This is a genomic window from Malikia granosa (assembly GCF_002980595.1).
Lineage (GTDB): Bacteria > Pseudomonadota > Gammaproteobacteria > Burkholderiales > Burkholderiaceae_C > Malikia > Malikia granosa.
Map to the genome: position 1 here is coordinate 18,243 of NZ_PVLQ01000036.1, position 17,856 is coordinate 36,098.

The window sequence follows — 17,856 nt, forward strand, 5'->3', positions numbered from 1 at the left end:
TTCAGGCCGCCGGGATGCGGTAGCCCAGGCCGCGCACGGTTTCGATCAGCGTCTTGCCAAGCTTGCTGCGCAGCTTGAAGACATGGACCTCGGTCGAGTTGCTCGACAGCTCGCTGTCGAAGCCGAGCACCAGCGCCTCGAGGTCGGCCTTGGAGACGATGCGCCCGGCGCGCAGCGCCAGCGCCTCGAGGATGGCCCATTCGCGCGCGGTCAGCTCGACGCTCTCGCCGGCTAGCCAGACCGCCTTGGCATTGAGGTCGAGCTCGACCGGGCCGAAGGCCTTGCGCTGGGCGCTGCCGGCGACCCGGCGCGAGATCGCGCGCAGGCGCGCGCTGAGCTCCTCGGGCGCAAACGGCTTGACCAGGAAATCGTCGGCGCCGCTGTCGAGACCCTGGATGCGCTCGTCGAGCCGGTCGCGTGCGGTCAGCAGCAGGGCCGGCACCTTCAGGCCGCGCGCGCGCAGCGACCGGAGCCAGTCGACGCCGGAGCCATCGGGCAGGTTCCAGTCCAGCAGCCAGGCGTCATAGGGCTCGCTGATCAGCGCGCGCGCCTGGGCCAGCGTGGCGCACCAGTCGACCAGGTAGCCGTCGCTGCGCAGGTAGTCGCGCAGGCCCTCGCCCAGGGTGATGTCATCTTCCAGCAGCAGCAGTCTCATGCCGGAATCGTAATTCAGTAGGGTTGCTTGACGCCGGTCACCATGGCCTTGACCAGGTTGACGCGCTCGATACGGCCCATGACGATCGCGGCGACGGCATGCAGGCCGGCAGCGACCAGCAGGCCATTGGCCAGCCATTCATGCAGCTCCATCAGCCATTCCTCGCCGAAATAGGCGTCGGTGGTCTGCATCCAGCCGGTCAGCCCGAGCGCCAGCACGCAGGCCATCAGCGTCAGCATCATCAGCGCGCCGAGCGGGTTGTGGCCGGCGTACTGCGGATGCCGGCCCTGGCTCAGCGCCTTGAAATGGCGCAGCAGCCGACCCGGGGTCGGAAAGAAGTCGGCGAAGCGCGCATGACGGCTGCCCACGAAGCCCCACAGCACCCGGGCCAGCACCAGCGCGCTGGCCACATAGCCGGTCCACTCATGGGCGGTGGCGCCGGCTTCCAGGATGAACTGGTTCAGCAGCACGCAGCTCACCAGGCTCCAGTGGAACAGGCGAACGAACGGGTCCCAGACCTTGACGGCAGGGGCGATGGCGGCTTGGTGGTCAGTGTTCATGGTCGGCGGGGGTTGCAGGACAGAGGGCAGCTTCAGGCGCGCAGCGCGATCACTTGCGCTCGAGTTCGGCGCCGGTGGCGGGGTCGAAGTAGATCTCGACCTTCTTGCCGGCCTTGTCGAAACCGTAGATCTCGTAGCACTGGCCCTTGCTGACCTTGAAGGTCTTGATCTGGTAGCCCTGCTTCTCCATCTGGGCCTTGAAATCGGCTTCCTTCATCCACTTCTCTTGCGGCACATTGCAGGTCGGGCCAGCGAAGGCGGCGGTGCCAGACAGGGCCAGGACGATGGCGGTCAGTTTCAGTTTCATGGGGTTTCCTTGCAGCGTTTAAGGGAGTGTGTCAGGTGGAACTCAAGCTCCACGGGAATGATTAGATGGGCCGCACCTTAAGGTGAGATGAAGCGCTGCGGCAGGCCGCCGGCGCCGGCCCGCTTGACCTGGATCAAACGCTGGTGGCGGGCGGCGCCAACAGGCGTGACAAGGTCGCCATTTTGGGTTAAACCTGGGGCCAGAGCCGCAGTCCCTGCGCTCGTCGTGCCCCCCACCCAACAAGAGGACAGATCCATGCGCACCATGAAAGCCGCCGTTTTCGTCGAACCCGGCCGTATCGAGCTGGTCGAGAAACGCATTCCCGATGTCGGACCCAACGATGCGCTGCTGCGCATCACGACCACGACGATCTGCGGCACCGACGTCCACATCCTCAAGGGCGAATACCCGGTCGCCAAGGGCCTGACCATCGGCCACGAGCCGGTCGGCGTGATCGAGAAGCTCGGCAGCGCCGTGACCGGCTACAGCGAAGGCCAGCGCGTCATCGCCGGCGCGATCTGTCCCAACTTCAACTCCTACGCGGCCCAGGACGGCGCCGCCTCGCAGGACGGCAGCTACCTGATCCCGGGCGGCCTGTGCGGCTGCCATGGCTACAAGGCCACCGCTGGCTGGCGCTTTGGCAACCTGATCGACGGCACCCAGGCCGAATATGTGCTGGTGCCCGACGCCCAGGCCAACCTGGCGCCGATCCCCGACGGCCTGAGCGACGAGCAGGTGCTGATGTGCCCCGACATCATGTCGACCGGCTTCAAGGGCGCGGAAAACGCCAACATCCGCATCGGCGACACGGTGGTGGTGTTCGCCCAGGGCCCGATCGGCCTGTGCGCCACCGCTGGCGCGCGCCTGCTGGGGGCCACCACCATCATCGCGGTCGACGGCAACGACCACCGGCTCGGCATCGCGCAGCAGATGGGCGCCGACGTCACGCTCAACTTCAGGAACTGCGACGTGGTCGACGAGATCATGAAGCTGACCGGCGGGCGTGGCGCGGATTCCTCGATCGAGGCGCTCGGCACCCAGGCCACCTTCGAGTCGGCGCTGCGCGTGCTGAAACCCGGCGGCACGCTGTCGAGCCTGGGCGTGTATTCGGGCGACCTGACGATCCCGCTGTCGGCCTTCGCCGCCGGCCTGGGCGACCACAAGATCAACACCGCGCTGTGTCCGGGCGGCAAGGAGCGCATGCGCCGCCTGATGAACGTGGTGGCCTCGAACCGGGTCGACCTGGGCCTGCTGGTCACGCACCAGTATTCGCTCGACGACATCGTCGCCGCCTACGACCTGTTCGCGCACCAGCGCGACGGCGTGCTCAAGGTCGCGATCAAGCCGAACTGAGATGCCGAGTGACTCCGCCCCCCATGACGGCAACACCGCGCTGACGCTGCCCGAGCTGGCCCTGCAGGCGCTGCGCCAGGCCGCCGACCCCTTCGGCATGCTGACCGCGCCCTGGCGCGCCCAGCTGGCCTGGTGGACCCACCCGCAGGACTGGCTGCGCCAGGCCGACGAGTCCTGGCGCGAAGCGCTGGCACTCTACGAGCATGGGGTGCAGCGGCTGCTCGGCGTGCAGCCGGACGATCCGGTCGCACCCCACACCGAGGACGAGCGCTTTGCCGACCCGGTCTGGCTCGAGTCGCCCAGCTTCGACATCCTCAAGGAAGGCTTCCTGAGCCTGGACCACCGGCTGCGCACGCTGAGCCATCAGGCGCCCGGCCTGTGTCAGCACGAGCAGCAGCAGGCCCATTTCTGGGTCCACAACTGGCTCAACGCGATCGCGCCGAGCAACTTCTTCTGGACCAATCCGCGCGCGATCCAGCGCGCGCTCGAGACCGGCGGCCAGAGCCTGCAGGCGGGCATGAACCATTGGCTGCGCGACCTCAAGGCCGGCAAGGTGCTGATGGTCGAGCCCGACGCCTTCCAGGTCGGGCGCGACCTCGGCACCACGCCGGGCCAGGTGGTGTGGCGCAACCGGCTGCTCGAGCTGATCCACTACGCGCCCGCCACCGAGCAGGTGCGCGCGCAGCCGATCGTGATCTGCACGCCCTGGATCAACAAGTACTACATCCTCGACCTCAACGAGCACAAGAGCCTGGTCAAGTACCTGACCGAGCAGGGCTTCTCGGTCTTCATCACGAGCTGGAAGAACCCGGGCGCCGAGCTGCAGGACCTGAGCTTCGACGACTACCTGCAAGAGGGGCTGGGCGAGGCGGTGCGGGTGGCGCGCGAGTTCTGCGGCGTGCCGCAGCTGCATCTGGTCGGCTACTGCATCGGCGGCACGCTGGCGGCGAGCTACATGGCCTGGGCCAACCGGCATTACCCGGCTGACCAGATGCCGGTGGCGCACTGGACCTTGCTGACCACGCTGACCGACTTTGCCGAGCCGGGCGAGATCGGCGTCTTCATCGACGAGGACAGCCTGCGCATGATCGACCAGATCATGGCGCGCCAGGGCTATCTCGACGGCGAGGCGATGGCGCTGTCGTTCCGGCTGCTGCGCTCGAACAGCCTGATCTGGCATTACTGGGTGCACAGCTACCTGCTCGGCGAGCCGCTGCCGGCCTTCAACGTGCTGTTCTGGAACATGGACACCACCCGCATGCCGCGCCAGATGCATGCCTTCTACCTGCGCGAGATGTACCTGCAGAACCGGCTGGTGCAGCGCGATGCGCTCACCATCGCCGGCGAACCAATCGACCTCGACCGCATCACCCAGCCGCTCTACGCGGTCAGCGCCGAGGACGACCATATCGCGCCCTGGCGGTCCTGCTACAAGATCCGCGCGGCGGTCAACCTGGCGGCACCGGTGCGCTTCGTGCTGTCGAGCTCGGGCCACATCATGGGCATCGTCAATCCGCCGGTCGATCCGCCCAAGCGCGCCTACTGGGTCGGCGAGCCCGGACGCAACGACTCCAGCGAGCGCTGGCTCGAGCAGACGCCCCGGCAGGCAGGCAGCTGGTGGCAGGACTGGACCGCCTGGCTGCACGCGCGCACCGGCGAGCTGGTGCCGGCCTATCCGGCCGCCAACGCGCAGTTCCCGAGCCTGGGCCCGGCACCGGGGCAGTATGTGCTCGAGAAATAGCCGGCAGCGCGGCTGCAACGGCAGGAGCAGCTGAAGCGGCGGACAGCAGGGCCGCTCGGCCGCTCAGGTCTGGGAATCAGTCGGTCTGGACCGGTGCCGCGCCATTGAGCGCCTGGCTGGCCTTGGCACCGACCGGCAGGCGGCGGATGCACTTGAAGGTGCCGCTGGCGTGGCAGCACAGCGCGCCCTCGGCGTCCAGCACCCTGGCCTCGACGAAGGCCATCGTCGCGCTGCGGTGCAGCACGCGGGCCTTAGCCAGCAGCGGACCGCGCGCGGCCTGCATGAAGCTGGTCTTCATCTCGATCGTGACCGCGCCGAGTTCGGGGTGGCCGCTGCGCGCGGCATGGGCCATCGCGACATCGAGCAGGGTCATCAACGCGCCGCCATGGACGACGCTGAAGCTGTTCTGGTGCTCGCTGCGGGCATCGAAGCGGATCTCGGCCTCGTCGTTCTCCCAGCGCAGCAGCTCGAAGCCCAGCAGCTCGACGAAGGGGATGTGAACGGGGAATTCCATGTCAGGTTCCAGTGGCTTGATGGGGATGAAGCGGGCCCCCGAGCATAGCGCAAGCCCGGCGGCGGCCCCTCAAGAGCCCGGCCAGCGTGCGTCCAAGGCCTCAGACCTCGAGCCACTCGCGCCGCAGCCCGGCGTCGGCCAGCAGCTGCGCCGGCGTGCCGTCGAAGACCACCCGGCCCCGCCCCATCACGAGCGCGCGCGGCGAGACAGCCAGCGCGATCGCGAGCTTTTGCTCGACCAGCAGGATGGCCAGGCCCTCGCGCTGCAGCTGCTGCAAGAAGGCGCCGACCTGCTCGACCAGCTGCGGCGCCAGGCCCTCGGTCGGCTCGTCGACCAGGATCAATTGCGGCTCGCCGATCAGCGTGCGGCACAGGGTCAGCATCTGCTGCTCGCCGCCCGAGAGCCGGCCGGCCTCGGTCTGGCGCCGCGCGCCGAGCGCGGGAAACATCGCGTAGAGCTGCTCCAGGCTCCAGCGGCCGAACTTGCCGCGCTGGCGCCCGAGCAGCAGGTTCTGCTCGACGGTCAGGCGCGGAAAGATCGCGCGGTCCTCGGGCACGTAGCCGATGCCGGAGCGCGCGATCTCGAAGGTGGGCCGGCCCAGTATCGAACGGCCGCGCCAGAGGATCTCGCCCTGGCAGTCGACCAGGCCCATGATGGCGCGCGCCGTGGTCGAGCGCCCCGAGCCGTTGCGCCCGAGCAGCGCGACGATCTCGCCGGCGCCGACCGTCAGATCGACCCCATGCAGCACATGGCTCTTGCCGTACCAGGCCTGCAGGCCGCGCACTTGCAGCAGCGGCGCGGTCGCGCCAGATGCGGGATGCGGAATGGGGTTATCGCTCATGGCTGCTCCAAGGGGGGCAAGGCCCCGAGATAGGCCTGCCGGACCCGGACATCGGCGCGGATCTCGGCCGGCGTGCCGAAGGCGATCAGCTCGCCCTGCGCCAGCACCGCGATCCGGTCGGCCAGCCCGAACACCACCCCCATGTCATGCTCGACCATCAGCAGCGTCTTGCCGGCGCTCAAGTCGCGGATCAGCTCGATGCAGCGCTCGGTCTCGCTGCGGCTCATGCCGGCGGTCGGCTCGTCGAGCAGGATGACCTGCGCCCCGCCCGCGACCGTGACACCGATCTCGAGCGCGCGCTGCTCGGCATAGCTCAGGTTGGCGGCGGCCAGGTCGCGCCGCGACTCGAGCTGGAGCCGCTCCAGCAGCGCCTCGGCGCGCCGGTTGAGCTCGCGCAGCCGCGACAGCGGGCGCCAGCAGCTGTAGCCCAGCCCCTGGCTCCAGAACATGGCGCAGCGCAGGTTGTCGAACACGCTCAGGCGCGGGAACAGGTGGCTGACCTGGAAGCTGCGCGCCAGGCCCAGGCGGCTGATCTGGTGCGGACGCAGGCCGTCGATGCGCCTCCCCTCGAGCCAGATCCGGCCGGCACTGGCGGCCTCGCGCCCGCTGAGCAGGTTGAACAGCGTGGACTTGCCCGCGCCATTGGGGCCGATCAGCGCGACCCGCTCGCCGCGCGCGATCGACAGCGTCACCTCGCGCAACACCTCGACCCGGCCAAAGCGCTTGGACAGGCCCTCGACGGCGAGCACGGCATCGGTACGACTCATTGCGGCCTCCCGGAGCGGCCCAGCCAGCGGCCCCAGCCCCAGCCGGCCAGCAGCACGGCGGCGGCACCGAGCCAGCTGGCCGGACTGGCGCTGTCGAGCCGCAGGCCGAAATAGCGGAACTCGCCACCGATCACGGCCTCGAGCTCGAGGCGGTACAGCAACTCGACCAGGGCGCAGCCGCCCAGCAGGGCCAGCGCCCCGGCGCCCGCCCGCGCCAGCGCCCCCGGCAGCCAGAGCGCGGGGCTGCGACCCCGGACCAGGGCCCAGCCCTGGGCGATCAGCCCGGCCAGGCCCTGCGGCGCGCGCATGACCATGAACAGGAACAGCAGACCCAGATAGAGCGGCCAGGCCGGCGTCCACTCCGACAGCAGCGCGCTGCTGACGACCCACAGCACGGCGCCCAGCACGGGCCCGAGGAAATAGCCGGCGCCGCCCAGGAAGGTGAACAGCAGCCAGGATGCCGAGCGCTGCGCGCCCAGCACCTCGGCGCTGGCGATCTCGAAATGCAGCGCCGCCAGCCCGCCCGCGATGCCGGCGAAGAAGCCCGCGCCCAGGAAGGCCAGGAAGCGCACCGCGTGCGGGTCATAGCCGACGAAGGCGGCGCGCTCGGCGTTGTCGCGCACGGCGTTGAGCATGCGCCCGAGCGGGGTGAAATGGAAGCCGCGCAGCAGCGCCGCACAGACCAGGGCATAGAGCGCGCAGAGGTAATAGACCTCGATCTGCGGCCCGAAGCTGACGCCCAGCCAGGCCGGCCCCAGCACCCGGTTGGCCGAGATCCCGGCCTCGCCGCCGAACAGCAGCGGGAACATCAGCGCGGCGGCCGCGACCAGCTCGCCCAGGCCGAGCGTGATCATCGCGAACGGCGTACCCGACTGGCGCGTGCTGGCCCAGCCCAGCGGCAGCGCCAGCACCAGCCCGGCCAAGCCGCCGAGCAGCGGCACCAGGCTGACCGGCAGCACCAGCCAGCCAGCCGCGAGCGCCCGCAGCGCGTGGATGGCGGCATAGCAGCCGAGACCGGTATAGACCGCATGGCCAAAGCTCAACATGCCACCCTGGCCGAACAGCAGGTTGTAGGACAGACAGGCGATCGCCGCGATCGCGCCCTGGGTCAGCAGCGCCAGCGCGGCATTGCCCGGCCACAGCAGCGGCGCGGCCAGCAGCGCCAGGGCCGCCACGGCCCAGGCCAGTTGTTCCGCGCGCATCAGACCGGCCTCCGGCCGAACAGGCCGCTGGGGCGCAGCAGCAGCACCAGCACCAGCAGCAGATAGGGCAGGACGGGCGCGACCTGGGCCAGGCCGAGCCCCGGCAGCAGCCTGAAGTCATAGGCCACCGCGAAGGTCTGAATCAGCGCGATCAGCAGCGAGGCCAGGAAGGCGCCGGCCAGCGAACCGAGCCCGCCGACCACGACCACGACGAAGATCACCGGCCCGACCGCCGCCGCCATGCCGGGCTCGGTCACGAAGGTGCTGCCGCCGACCACACCGGCCAGGCCGGCCAGCGCCGCACCGGCGCCGAACACCCCCATGAAGACGCGCGGCAGGTCATGGCCGAGCGCCTCGACCATCTCGGGATGGGTCAGCGCCGCCTGCACCACCAGGCCGATCCGGGTCCGGTGCAGCAGCCAGCCCAGCGCGAGCAGGATCAGCAGCGCGACCGCGACGATGAAGACCCGGGTCGCCGGAAACGGGTGGCACAGCAGGCCGGGCGCGCGACAGACCGCCGCGCCGGCCTCGCCCCAGACCAGATGGGCGTCGCGCCCGAGCTCCTGCACCAGCGTGAAGGCCGGCCCCTGCAGCAGGGCGGGCGGCTTGAAGTCCAGCGGCGCGCGGCCCCAGACCAGCTGCACCAGCTCGAGCAGCACATAGGACAGGCCAAAGGTGACCAGCAGTTCGGCCACATGGCCATGCCGGTGCACCCGGCGCAGGCAGGCCGACTCGAACCAGGCGCCCAGCAGGCCGACCGCCAGCGGCGCCAGCAGCAGCGCCGGCCAGAAGCCGAGCCGCGCCGACAGCGCCGCGCCGAAATAGGCCCCGAGCAGGTAGAAGCTCGCATGGGCGAAGTTGAGCACCCCCATCATGCTGAAGATGAGGGTCAGGCCGGAGCTCAGCATGAACAGCAACAAGCCGTAGCTGACTCCGTTGAGCAAGGCAATGACAAAGGATTCCACGGATAGGCATTCCGGGCCGGCCGGTGCCAGCCCCGGCGGGTTTTTACCATGACCATCCGGTGCGCAAGGCTTCCCGGGCCGCCCGACAATGCGCCGATGCAACTCCAAGCCAGCCGATTCGAGTCCCTGGGCGACGCCTTCCACACCCGCCTGCCGCCCACGCCGCTGCCTTCCCCGCACTGGGTCGGCTGGAGCGCCGAGGCCGCGGCCCTGCTGGGCCTGGCGCCCGAACTGCCGCAGGACGAGGCTCTGCTGCAGCGGCTCAGCGGCAACCAGGTGCCAGACGAGCTGTTGCCGCTGGCCAGTGTCTACAGCGGCCACCAGTTCGGCCACTGGGCCGGCCAGCTCGGCGACGGGCGCGCGCTGCTGCTGGGCGACCGGGTCGGCCCGCAGGGCAGGCACGAGGTCCAGCTCAAGGGCGCCGGCCGCACGCCCTACTCGCGCGGCGGCGACGGCCGCGCGGTGCTGCGCAGCTCGATCCGCGAATTCCTCTGCAGCGAAGCCATGCACGCGCTCGGCATCCCGACCACGCGCGCGCTCTGCGTCACCGGCTCGCCAGCGCCGGTACGCCGCGAAACGGTCGAGACCGCCGCCGTCGTCACCCGGGTCGCGCCAAGCTTCATCCGCTTCGGCCATTTCGAGCATTTCAGCCACGGCGGCCGGCACGCCGAATTGCGCCGGCTGGCCGACTTCGTCATCGACCATTTCTACCCCGACTGCCGTGCGGCTGACGGCAACCCCTATGCCGCGCTGCTCGCGGCCGTGACCCGGCGCAGCGCCGAGCTGGTCGCGCAGTGGCAGGCAGTGGGCTTCTGTCACGGCGTGCTCAACACCGACAACATGAGCATCCTGGGGCTAACGCTGGACTACGGCCCGTTCCAGTTCCTCGACGGCTTCGACCCCGGCCATGTCTGCAACCACAGCGACCAGACCGGACGCTACGCCTACTCGCGCCAGCCCAACATCGTCTACTGGAACCTGTTCTGCCTGGGCCAGGCCCTGCTGCCGCTGCTCGACGACACCCAGCAGGCGCTCGACGCGCTCGAGCCTTACAAGACCCTGTTCCCGACCGCCTTGCAGCGGCGCATGAACGACAAGCTCGGGCTGGCCGAGCTGCGCGAAGGCGACGACCTGCTGACCGAGGACCTGCTGCAGCTGCTCGGCCGCGAGCGCGTCGACTACACCATCTTCTGGCGCCGCCTGAGCCTGGCACAGGCAGCCAGCGCGGACTATGCCGGCCGGGCCGAACTGTCGGACCCCTCCCGCACCGCCCAGCCGCCGGGGCCCGCCTGGCAGCCGGTGCGCGACCTGTTCCTGCAGCCCGATGGCTTCGACGGCTGGTGGACGCGCTGGCAGCAGCGCCTGGCGACCGATGCCGATGCCGATGCCGACTCCAGCGCCGATCCGGCCGGCCGGCTGGGCCAGGTTGACCAGGTGGGCAGCCGCATGCTGCGCGCCAACCCCCGGGTCGTGCTGCGCAACCACCTGGGCGAGGTCGCGATCCGCCAGGCCCAGGCCGGCGACCTGGGCGCCTTGCAGCGCCTGCAGGCGGCGCTGGCCCGGCCCTACGATGAAATCCCAGGCAGCGAGGACCTGGCCGGTTTTCCGCCCGACTGGGCCGCTACCATCAGCATCAGCTGCTCGTCCTGAAGCGGTGAATTGCTGTCTTCCTGACATCCAGCCCCCGAGCGCCGCCCGGATTCGACGACGCGCTCGATCCTGTCCCAACCCCAGCCTAGACCACCCATGACCTATCCCGTCGAGAAATCCGATTCCGAATGGCGCGCCCTGCTCGCCGCCAAGGATGCCGAGCCCATGGCCTATTTCGTCACCCGCCAGGCCGCCACCGAGCGGCCCCATAGCGGCAAGTACGACCAGGTCTGGGCCGACGGCAGCTACCACTGCATCTGCTGCGGCCAGCAGCTGTTCGAGTCCGAGACCAAGTTCGATGCCGGCTGCGGCTGGCCCAGCTTCAACGAGTCGCTGGCCGGCGCGATCGAGGAAAAGGTCGATCGCAGCCACGGCATGACCCGGGTCGAGACCGTCTGCAGCGGCTGCGGCGCCCACCTGGGCCATGTGTTCGAGGACGGCCCGGCGCCAACCGGACTGCGCTACTGCATGAACTCGGCGGCGCTCGACTTCAAGCCACGATAATCGCTGTCATGCGCTTCCTGATCGACTTCTTCCCCATCCTGCTGTTCTTCGGCGCCTACAAGCTGCACGACATCTATGTCGGCACGGCGGTGCTGATGGCAGCCACCGTGCTGCAAAGCGTCCTCATCTACGCGATCGACCGCCGCCTGCAGACCATGCAGAAGGCCACACTGGCCCTGGTGCTGGTGTTCGGCGCGCTGACCCTGGGCCTGCACGACGAGCGCTTCATCAAGTGGAAGCCGACCGTGCTCTACGTCGGCATGGCGCTGGGCCTGGCCGCGGCACTCTGGGGCTGGCGCAAGAACGTGCTGCAGCTGCTGCTGGGCAGCCAGCTGCGACTGCCCGACGCCGTCTGGGGCCGGTTGACCTGGGCCTGGATAGGCTACTTCCTCTTCATGGCCGCCAGCAACGCCTATGTCGCGGCCTACTACTCGACCGAGGCCTGGATGGACTTCAAGCTCTGGGGCTATGCCTTCCCGGTCATCTTCCTCGTCGGCCAGGGCCTCTATGTCGCCCGCTACCTGAAGGATGAACGCCCATGAGCGCGATACCGACCGCCGCCGCGATCGAGGCCCATCTGCGGGCGCAACTCCAGCCCAGCGCGCTCGAGGTCGAGGACCAGAGCGCCGCCCATGCCGGCCATTCCGGCGCCAACGGACTGGGCTGGGGCACGCATTTCCGCGTCGCCATCGCCTCGCCGCGCTTCGAAGGCCTGAGCCGGGTCGCGGCCCATCGGCTTGTGTATGATGCGCTGTCTCCTTTCATCGCGGCCGGCCTGCATGCCGTGGCGATCGAAATCAGGCGCTGATCCCGTCTTCCTCAGTCACACCAGCATGAAAAAAGTCCTGACCGCAGTGGCCCTGGCCACGATCCTGAGCGCACCCGCCTGGGCGCAAAACCTGGCCGTCGTCAACGGCAAGGCCGTGCCCACTTCGCGCGTCGAGGCCATGGTCGCCCAGCTCGAGCAATCCGGTCGTCCGGTCGATGAGGCCACCCGGGGTCAGATCAAGCAACACCTGACCAAGCTCGAGATCTTCGCCCAGGCCGCCGAGCAGCAGGGCATCAAGGCCAAGCCCGAGTACAAGCAGATGTCGGAACTGGCACTGCAGCAGGTGCTGGTCAACGAGCTGTTCACCCAGTTCGAGCGCAAGAACCCGGTCAGCGACGCCGACATCAAGGCCGAGTACGACAAGTTCGTCGCCAGCAACACCGGCAAGGAATTCCGTGCCCGCCATATCCTGGTCGAGAGCGAGGCCGAAGCCAAGGCCCTGATCGCCCAGATCAAGGGCGGCGCCTCGTTCGAGGAACTGGCGAAAGCCAAGTCCAAGGACCCGGGCTCCGGCGCCAACGGCGGCGACCTCGACTGGGCCGCCCCGGGCAACTACGTGCCCGAGTTCTCGGCCGCGATGCAGCAGCTCGACAAGGGCCAGCTCACCGAGACCCCGGTCAAGAGCCAGTTCGGCTGGCACATCATCCGCGTCGATGACATCCGCACCGCCCAGCTGCCCCCGATCGAGCAGTTCAAGCCCCAGATCCAGCAGCACCTGGCGCAGCAGAAACTGACCCAGTACCGCGAGCAGCTGCTCAAGGCAGCCCAGCGCAGCAATGCGCCGGCCAGCCTCAACGGCAAGCCGTTGCCCAAGGCCCGCATCGATGCGATGCTGGCCCAGGTCGAGCGCAGCGGCCGCCCGGTCGACGACCAGGTCAAGGCCCAGGTCACCGAGCACCTGCTCGACCTCGAGACCTTCGTCCAGGCCGCTGCCAAGCAGGGCATCAAGACCGGCAAGGGCTACGAGCAGAAGGCCACCATCGCGCTGCAGCAGGTGATGGCCGCGCTGCTGTTCGCCGAGCAGCAGCAGAAGACCCAGGTCAGCGACGCCGACGTGAAGGCCGAGTACGACCGCTTTGCCGCCGGCAATCCGGGCCAGCAACTGCCCCCGCTCGAGCAGATCAAGCCGCAGATCGTCCAGGCCCTGGCCCAGCAGAAGGTCATGCAGTACCAGGAAAACCTGATCAACAAGGCGCGCGTGCAGTAAGCCTCTCGCCCGTCCCAAAGCAAGACAGCCCTTCACGGGCTGTTTTGCTTTTTGCACTCGCTCGTGCAGTCGGGTTATGTATCGGCCAGCCCGCGCCTGAGCGGGGACGACCCGGCATGGAGCTTCAGTGCACCACGCGCCCGAACTGGAACTGGCCCGGCGCCGTGATCGGGTCGACATCGACCGGGATCTCGCTCTGGGGCGGGAACCTGCCCTCCAGGATCAGCCGTGACAGCGGGTTCTCGATGCGTTGCTGGATCGCGCGCTTCAGGGGCCGGGCGCCAAACACCGGGTCGAAGCCGACCTTGGCCAGCTCCTCCAGCGCCGCGTCGCTGACCTGCAGCTGCAGGTCCATCTTGGCCAGGCGCTCGGTCAGCACCTGGAGCTGGATCTTGGCGATGGCGGCGATATGCGCGGCGTCCAGGCCATGGAACACCACCGTCTCGTCGATCCGGTTCAGGAACTCGGGCCGGAAATGGGTCTTCAATTCGCCCCAGACCGCGTCCTTGATGTCCTCGGCGTCCTGGCCCACCATGGCCTGGATCAGCTGCGAGCCGATGTTGGACGTCATCACGATCACCGCGTTCTTGAAGTCCACCGTGCGGCCCTGGCCGTCGGTCAGGCGACCGTCGTCGAGCACCTGCAGCAGCACGTTGAACACGTCCGGATGCGCCTTCTCGACCTCGTCGAGCAGCACCACGCTGTAGGGCTTGCGCCGCACCGCCTCGGTCAGGTAGCCGCCCTCGTCGTAGCCGACATAGCCGGGCGGCGCGCCGATCAGCCGTGACACCGAATGCTTCTCCATGAACTCGCTCATGTCGATGCGGATCAGGTGCTCCTCGCTGTCGAACAGGAAGCCGGCCAGCGCCTTGCACAGCTCGGTCTTACCCACGCCGGTCGGTCCCAGGAACAGGAAGCTGCCCAGCGGCCGGTTCGGGTCCGACAGGCCCGCGCGCGAGCGGCGGATCGCATTGGCCACCGCCTGGATCGCCTCGTGCTGGCCGACGACTCGCTCGTGCAGCTTGTCCTCCATCGCCAGCAGCTTGTCGCGCTCGCCCTGCATCAGCTTGGAGACCGGGATGCCGGTGGCGCGGCTGATCACCTCGGCAATCTCCTCGGCGCCGACCTGGGTGCGCAGCAGCTTCGGCGCCTTGGCCTTGTCGGGACCGGCGGCCTCCTTGGCCTGCGCCTCCTTCAGGCGTTTTTCCAGCTCGGGCAGGCGACCGTATTGCAGCTCGGCGACCTTGTCGAAATTGCCCTTGCGCTTGAAGTCCTCGATCTCGAGCTTGACGCGCTCGACCTCCTCGCGCAGCGTGCCCGAGGTCTGGACGCTGGCCTTCTCGGACTTCCAGATCTGGTCCAGGTCGTCGTAGTCGCGCTGCAGCTTCTCGAGCTCCTCCTCGATCAGAGCCAGCCGCTTGCGCGAGGCCTCGTCCTTCTCGCGCTTGACCGCCTCGCGCTCGATCTTGAGCTGGATCATGCGGCGATCCAGCTTGTCCATCACCTCGGGCTTGGAATCGAGCTCGATCTTGATCTTGGCCGCCGCTTCGTCGATCAGGTCGATCGCCTTGTCGGGCAGGAAGCGGTCGGTGATGTAGCGGTGGCTGAGTTCCGCCGCCGCGACGATGGCCGGGTCGGTGATGTCGACGTTGTGGTGCTTCTCGTAGCGCTCCTGCAGGCCGCGCAGGATGGCGATGGTGTCCTCGACGCTGGGCTCGTCGACCAGCACCTTCTGGAAGCGGCGCTCCAGCGCGGCGTCCTTCTCGATGTACTTGCGGTACTCGTCCAGCGTGGTCGCGCCAATGCAGTGCAGCTCGCCGCGCGCCAGGGCGGGTTTCAGCATATTGCCCGCGTCCATCGCGCCCTCGGCCTTGCCGGCGCCGACCATGGTGTGCAACTCGTCGATGAACAGGATGATCCTGCCCTCGTCCTGCGCGACTTCCTTCAGCACGGCTTTCAGCCGCTCCTCGAACTCGCCGCGGAACTTGGCGCCGGCCAGCAGCCCCGCCATGTCGAGCACCAGCACACGCTTGTCGCGCAGCGAGTCGGGCACCTCGCCGTTGACGATGCGCTGGGCCAGGCCCTCGACGATGGCGGTCTTGCCGACGCCGGGCTCGCCGATCAGCACCGGATTGTTCTTGCTGCGGCGCTGCAGCACCTGGATCGCGCGGCGGATCTCGTCGTCGCGGCCGATCACCGGATCGAGCTTGCCCTGCTGTGCGCGCTCGGTCAGGTCCAGGGTGTATTTCTTCAGCGCCTCGCGCTGGCCTTCGGCTTCCGGGTTGTCCACGTTCTGTCCTCCACGCACCGCGACGATCGCGGCTTCCAGGGTCTTGCGCTGCAGGCCGGCCTGGCGCGCGGCGGCAGCGAGGTCGGTCTTGCTGTCGGCCAGCGCCAGCAGGAAGGACTCGCTGGCGACGAACTGGTCGCCGCGCTTGATCGCGTCCTTCTCGGCCGCCTGCAGCAGGCTGACCGTGTCGCGCCCGACCTGGACCTGCTCCTGGCCCTGCACCTGGGGCAGCTTCCTGATCGCCGCGTCGGCCGCCTGGGCCAGGACAGCGACATTGACGCCGGCGCGCTGCAGCAGCGACCGCGGGCCGTCCTGCTGCGCCAGCATGGCAGCCAGCACATGGGCCGGCTCGATATAGGCGTGGTCGTTGCCCAGCGCCAGCGTCTGCGCCTCGCCCAGCGCCTCCTGGAACTTGGTGGTGAGTCTGTCAGCTCGCATCCAGTACCTCCGTGATGATTGATTGTGTCGGACTTGGGGGCCGGTGGCGAGCATTTCAAGGTCGTTGAGACCAGCGTCGTATCGGGCGCACCTCAGGTGCTAGCATTCCCATCCCATGCAGATCCAAGACATCAGGCAGCGCCTGCGCGCGCTCGCCGCCCGCCCCGTCCACGAAGACCGCATCCTGCGCGCCTGGCTGCAGGCTAGAGCGCTCGACCAGCGCACCAGGCGCCAGTCCGAGCATTACTATCCCTTGAGCCTGCGCAAGGGTCTGCCCGCGCTGCAGGCCGATCTCGAAGCCTTGGCACGCATCCGCAGCGTGCATCCCGGCAGTGACGGCTCGGCGCGGCTGCTGGTCGAGTTGGCCGATGGCCAGACGGTCGAGAGCGTGCTGCTGCCGCGCGGCGGGATCTGCGTCTCGACCCAGGTCGGCTGCGCGGTCGGCTGCCAGTTCTGCATGACGGGCCAGAGCGGCCTGCTGCGCCAGATCAGCTCGGCCGAGATCGTGGCCCAGGTCGTGCTCGCGCGCAGCCTGCGCAAGGTGGACAAGGTCGTCTTCATGGGCATGGGCGAGCCATCGCACAACCTCGACAATGTGCTCGACGCCATCGAGCTGCTCGCGACGCATGGCGCCATCGGCCACAAGAACCTGGTGTTCTCGACCGTCGGCGACCCGCGCGCCTTCGAGCGCCTGCCGCAGGGCCAAGTCAAGCCGGCGTTGGCCGTGTCGCTGCACACGACCGACGCGGCATTGCGCGCCCGACTGCTGCCGCGCGCGCCGCGCATCACCCCGGCCGAACTGGTCGAGCAGGCAGAAAGCTACGCCCAGGCCACCGGCTATCCCATCCAGTACCAGTGGACGCTGCTGGCAGGCATCAACGACGGCGACGACGAGGTCGAGCGCCTGATCCCGCTGCTCAAGGGCAAGAAGGCGATGATGAACTTCATCCCCTTCAACAGTGTCGAGGGCTCGGGCTTCCAGCGCCCATCCGAGGAGCGCGCCTGGGAGATGACCCAGGCGCTGCGCCGCCACGGCATCATCGCCTGCCTGCGCGACTCGGCCGGGCAGGACGTGGACGGCGGCTGCGGCCAGCTGCGCGCGAGGGCGCTGGGCCAGCAGCCGGATCAGCAGAAGGCCGGCAATACAAGGACTGAAGCGCCGCTGAGCTTCATGAAGCGGGAACAGACTCCGGCGACCCCGGCCTGCTGACCTTCGCCTGCAAAGGAAGCCTGGCCGCGCGATCGGTCGGGATAGGTCAGCCTGGCTCAGGCGTTGCCCGAGGCGATGCCCCAGCGCGAGAGCGCCGCGTCATCGCTCACGCGCGCATCGACCCAGCGCGCGCCCTCGGGCGTGACCTCCTTCTTCCAGAACGGCGCCTGGGTCTTGAGGTAGTCCATCAGGAACTCGCAGGCCTGGAAGCTCTCGCCGCGGTGCATCGAGCTGACCGCGACCAGCACGATCTGGTCCTGCGGCTGTAGCAGGCCGACCCGGTGCACCACGCGCGCGCCCAGGATGTCGAAGCGCGCGAAGGCCTGCTCCATCATGGCCTCGATGGCCTTCTCGGTCATGCCGGGGTAATGCTCGAGCTCCATCGTCGCGACCGAGGCGCCCTCGTTGCGGTCGCGCACGGTGCCGACGAAGGCGCAGACCGCGCCGACGGCGGGAATGCCCTCGCGCAGGGCGGCGACCTCTGCGCTCAGGTCGAAGTCCTCGTGGCGGATGCTGACGCTGGCGCGGCGCTGGGCGCTGGCGGCTGCTTCGGGTGCCGACATGCTCAGCCCCCGGTCACCGGCGGGAAGAAGGCGACTTCCGCGCCCTCGCGCAGCGGCGTGGCGTCACTGGCCATGACCTGGTCTTGCGAGGCGCGCACCGCGCGGCCGCGCGCCAGCACCTCGGCCCAGACGCCGCCGCGCGCGACCAGTTCGTCGCGCAGCGCGCCCACGGTGCCGGCCTCGGTCTGCCAGCTCAGGCTGGAAAGCCCGAGCGCCTCGCGCAGCGAGGCAAAGAAACGGATCTCGATCTGCATGCGGTT

General features: G+C 68.9%; 18 protein-coding genes and 1 pseudogene. 8 read left to right on the top strand and 11 right to left on the bottom strand.

The window, feature by feature from the left end; all coding sequences use genetic code 11:
• Nucleotide 1 precedes the first annotated feature (1 nt).
• From C6P64_RS11080 to C6P64_RS11090, 3 genes are read right to left on the bottom strand one after another with little or no spacing between them, the layout of a single operon-like run.
• On the bottom strand, nucleotides 2–655 hold the full coding sequence (locus C6P64_RS11080; RefSeq protein WP_105748630.1) for a response regulator: 654 nt from the start codon (nucleotides 653–655) through the stop codon (nucleotides 2–4).
• A gap of 14 nt (nucleotides 656–669) precedes the next feature.
• Complete coding sequence (locus C6P64_RS11085) at nucleotides 670–1,215, bottom strand: cytochrome b/b6 domain-containing protein (RefSeq protein WP_105748631.1); 546 nt, start codon at nucleotides 1,213–1,215, stop codon at nucleotides 670–672.
• A gap of 49 nt (nucleotides 1,216–1,264) precedes the next feature.
• Complete coding sequence (locus tag C6P64_RS11090) at nucleotides 1,265–1,522, bottom strand: PepSY domain-containing protein (protein WP_105748632.1); 258 nt, start codon at nucleotides 1,520–1,522, stop codon at nucleotides 1,265–1,267.
• A 255-nt stretch (nucleotides 1,523–1,777) separates the two neighbouring features.
• On the opposite strand from C6P64_RS11090, the gene C6P64_RS11095 reads away from it, so the two are divergent.
• Together C6P64_RS11095 and C6P64_RS11100 are read left to right on the top strand one after the other, a co-directional pair.
• Nucleotides 1,778–2,875, top strand: a complete 1,098-nt coding sequence (locus C6P64_RS11095; RefSeq protein WP_105748633.1) for an NAD(P)-dependent alcohol dehydrogenase — start codon at nucleotides 1,778–1,780, stop codon at nucleotides 2,873–2,875.
• A gap of 1 nt (nucleotide 2,876) precedes the next feature.
• On the top strand, nucleotides 2,877–4,616 hold the full coding sequence (locus tag C6P64_RS11100) for a PHA/PHB synthase family protein (RefSeq protein WP_105748634.1): 1,740 nt from the start codon (nucleotides 2,877–2,879) through the stop codon (nucleotides 4,614–4,616).
• Nucleotides 4,617–4,692: 76 nt separating this feature from the next.
• Here C6P64_RS11100 and C6P64_RS11105 read toward each other — a convergent pair whose 3' ends face one another.
• The 5 genes from C6P64_RS11105 to C6P64_RS11125 form a co-directional block, all read right to left on the bottom strand.
• Nucleotides 4,693–5,130, bottom strand: coding sequence for a PaaI family thioesterase (locus tag C6P64_RS11105; protein WP_105748635.1), 438 nt, complete (start codon nucleotides 5,128–5,130; stop codon nucleotides 4,693–4,695).
• Nucleotides 5,131–5,230: 100 nt separating this feature from the next.
• Nucleotides 5,231–5,923, bottom strand: a complete 693-nt coding sequence (locus tag C6P64_RS11110) for an ABC transporter ATP-binding protein (protein ID WP_105748654.1) — start codon at nucleotides 5,921–5,923, stop codon at nucleotides 5,231–5,233.
• Nucleotides 5,924–5,967: 44 nt separating this feature from the next.
• Complete coding sequence (locus C6P64_RS11115; RefSeq protein ID WP_105748636.1) at nucleotides 5,968–6,738, bottom strand: ABC transporter ATP-binding protein; 771 nt, start codon at nucleotides 6,736–6,738, stop codon at nucleotides 5,968–5,970.
• Nucleotides 6,735–7,940 (bottom strand): branched-chain amino acid ABC transporter permease, encoded by a 1,206-nt coding sequence (locus tag C6P64_RS11120; RefSeq protein WP_105748637.1) that lies wholly within the window; start codon nucleotides 7,938–7,940, stop codon nucleotides 6,735–6,737. The genes C6P64_RS11115 and C6P64_RS11120 overlap by 4 nt, the downstream gene beginning before the upstream one ends.
• Nucleotides 7,940–8,905: a branched-chain amino acid ABC transporter permease gene (locus C6P64_RS11125; RefSeq protein WP_105748638.1), complete on the bottom strand. Its 966-nt coding sequence runs from the start codon at nucleotides 8,903–8,905 to the stop codon at nucleotides 7,940–7,942. The genes C6P64_RS11120 and C6P64_RS11125 overlap by 1 nt, the downstream gene beginning before the upstream one ends.
• Nucleotides 8,906–9,001: 96 nt before the next feature.
• Here C6P64_RS11125 and C6P64_RS11130 point away from each other — a divergent pair, with 96 nt between their 5' ends.
• The 5 genes and pseudogenes from C6P64_RS11130 to C6P64_RS18545 all read left to right on the top strand — a co-directional run.
• Entirely contained in the window at nucleotides 9,002–10,555 is a 1,554-nt protein-coding gene (locus C6P64_RS11130; protein ID WP_105748639.1) for a protein adenylyltransferase SelO, read from the top strand.
• Between the two features lie 96 nt (nucleotides 10,556–10,651).
• Nucleotides 10,652–11,059: a peptide-methionine (R)-S-oxide reductase MsrB gene (gene msrB / locus C6P64_RS11135; RefSeq protein WP_105748640.1), complete on the top strand. Its 408-nt coding sequence runs from the start codon at nucleotides 10,652–10,654 to the stop codon at nucleotides 11,057–11,059.
• An 8-nt stretch (nucleotides 11,060–11,067) separates the two neighbouring features.
• Entirely contained in the window at nucleotides 11,068–11,601 is a 534-nt protein-coding gene (locus C6P64_RS11140; RefSeq protein ID WP_105748641.1) for a septation protein A, read from the top strand.
• Nucleotides 11,598–11,867 carry a BolA family protein gene (locus C6P64_RS11145; protein ID WP_105748642.1) on the top strand — a complete coding sequence of 90 codons (270 nt, stop codon included), beginning with the start codon at nucleotides 11,598–11,600 and terminating at the stop codon, nucleotides 11,865–11,867. Before C6P64_RS11140 ends, C6P64_RS11145 begins: the two co-directional genes overlap by 4 nt.
• A gap of 25 nt (nucleotides 11,868–11,892) precedes the next feature.
• A pseudogene (locus C6P64_RS18545) lies at nucleotides 11,893–12,657 on the top strand (foldase protein PrsA); the annotation flags it as partial.
• 562 nt (nucleotides 12,658–13,219) lie between these two features.
• On the opposite strand, the gene clpB reads toward C6P64_RS18545, so the two are convergent.
• Entirely contained in the window at nucleotides 13,220–15,823 is a 2,604-nt protein-coding gene (gene clpB, locus C6P64_RS11155; protein ID WP_105748643.1) for an ATP-dependent chaperone ClpB, read from the bottom strand.
• Between the two features lie 115 nt (nucleotides 15,824–15,938).
• Here clpB and C6P64_RS11160 point away from each other — a divergent pair, with 115 nt between their 5' ends.
• On the top strand, nucleotides 15,939–17,033 hold the full coding sequence (locus C6P64_RS11160; RefSeq protein ID WP_105748644.1) for an RNA methyltransferase: 1,095 nt from the start codon (nucleotides 15,939–15,941) through the stop codon (nucleotides 17,031–17,033).
• A gap of 56 nt (nucleotides 17,034–17,089) precedes the next feature.
• Here the strand turns inward: C6P64_RS11160 and C6P64_RS11165 are convergent, their stop codons facing one another.
• Together C6P64_RS11165 and C6P64_RS11170 are read right to left on the bottom strand one after the other, a co-directional pair.
• Nucleotides 17,090–17,596 (bottom strand): molybdenum cofactor biosynthesis protein MoaE, encoded by a 507-nt coding sequence (locus tag C6P64_RS11165; RefSeq protein ID WP_105748645.1) that lies wholly within the window; start codon nucleotides 17,594–17,596, stop codon nucleotides 17,090–17,092.
• Between the two features lie 2 nt (nucleotides 17,597–17,598).
• Nucleotides 17,599–17,850 (bottom strand): MoaD/ThiS family protein, encoded by a 252-nt coding sequence (locus C6P64_RS11170; protein ID WP_105748646.1) that lies wholly within the window; start codon nucleotides 17,848–17,850, stop codon nucleotides 17,599–17,601.
• Nucleotides 17,851–17,856: the final 6 nt, after the last annotated feature.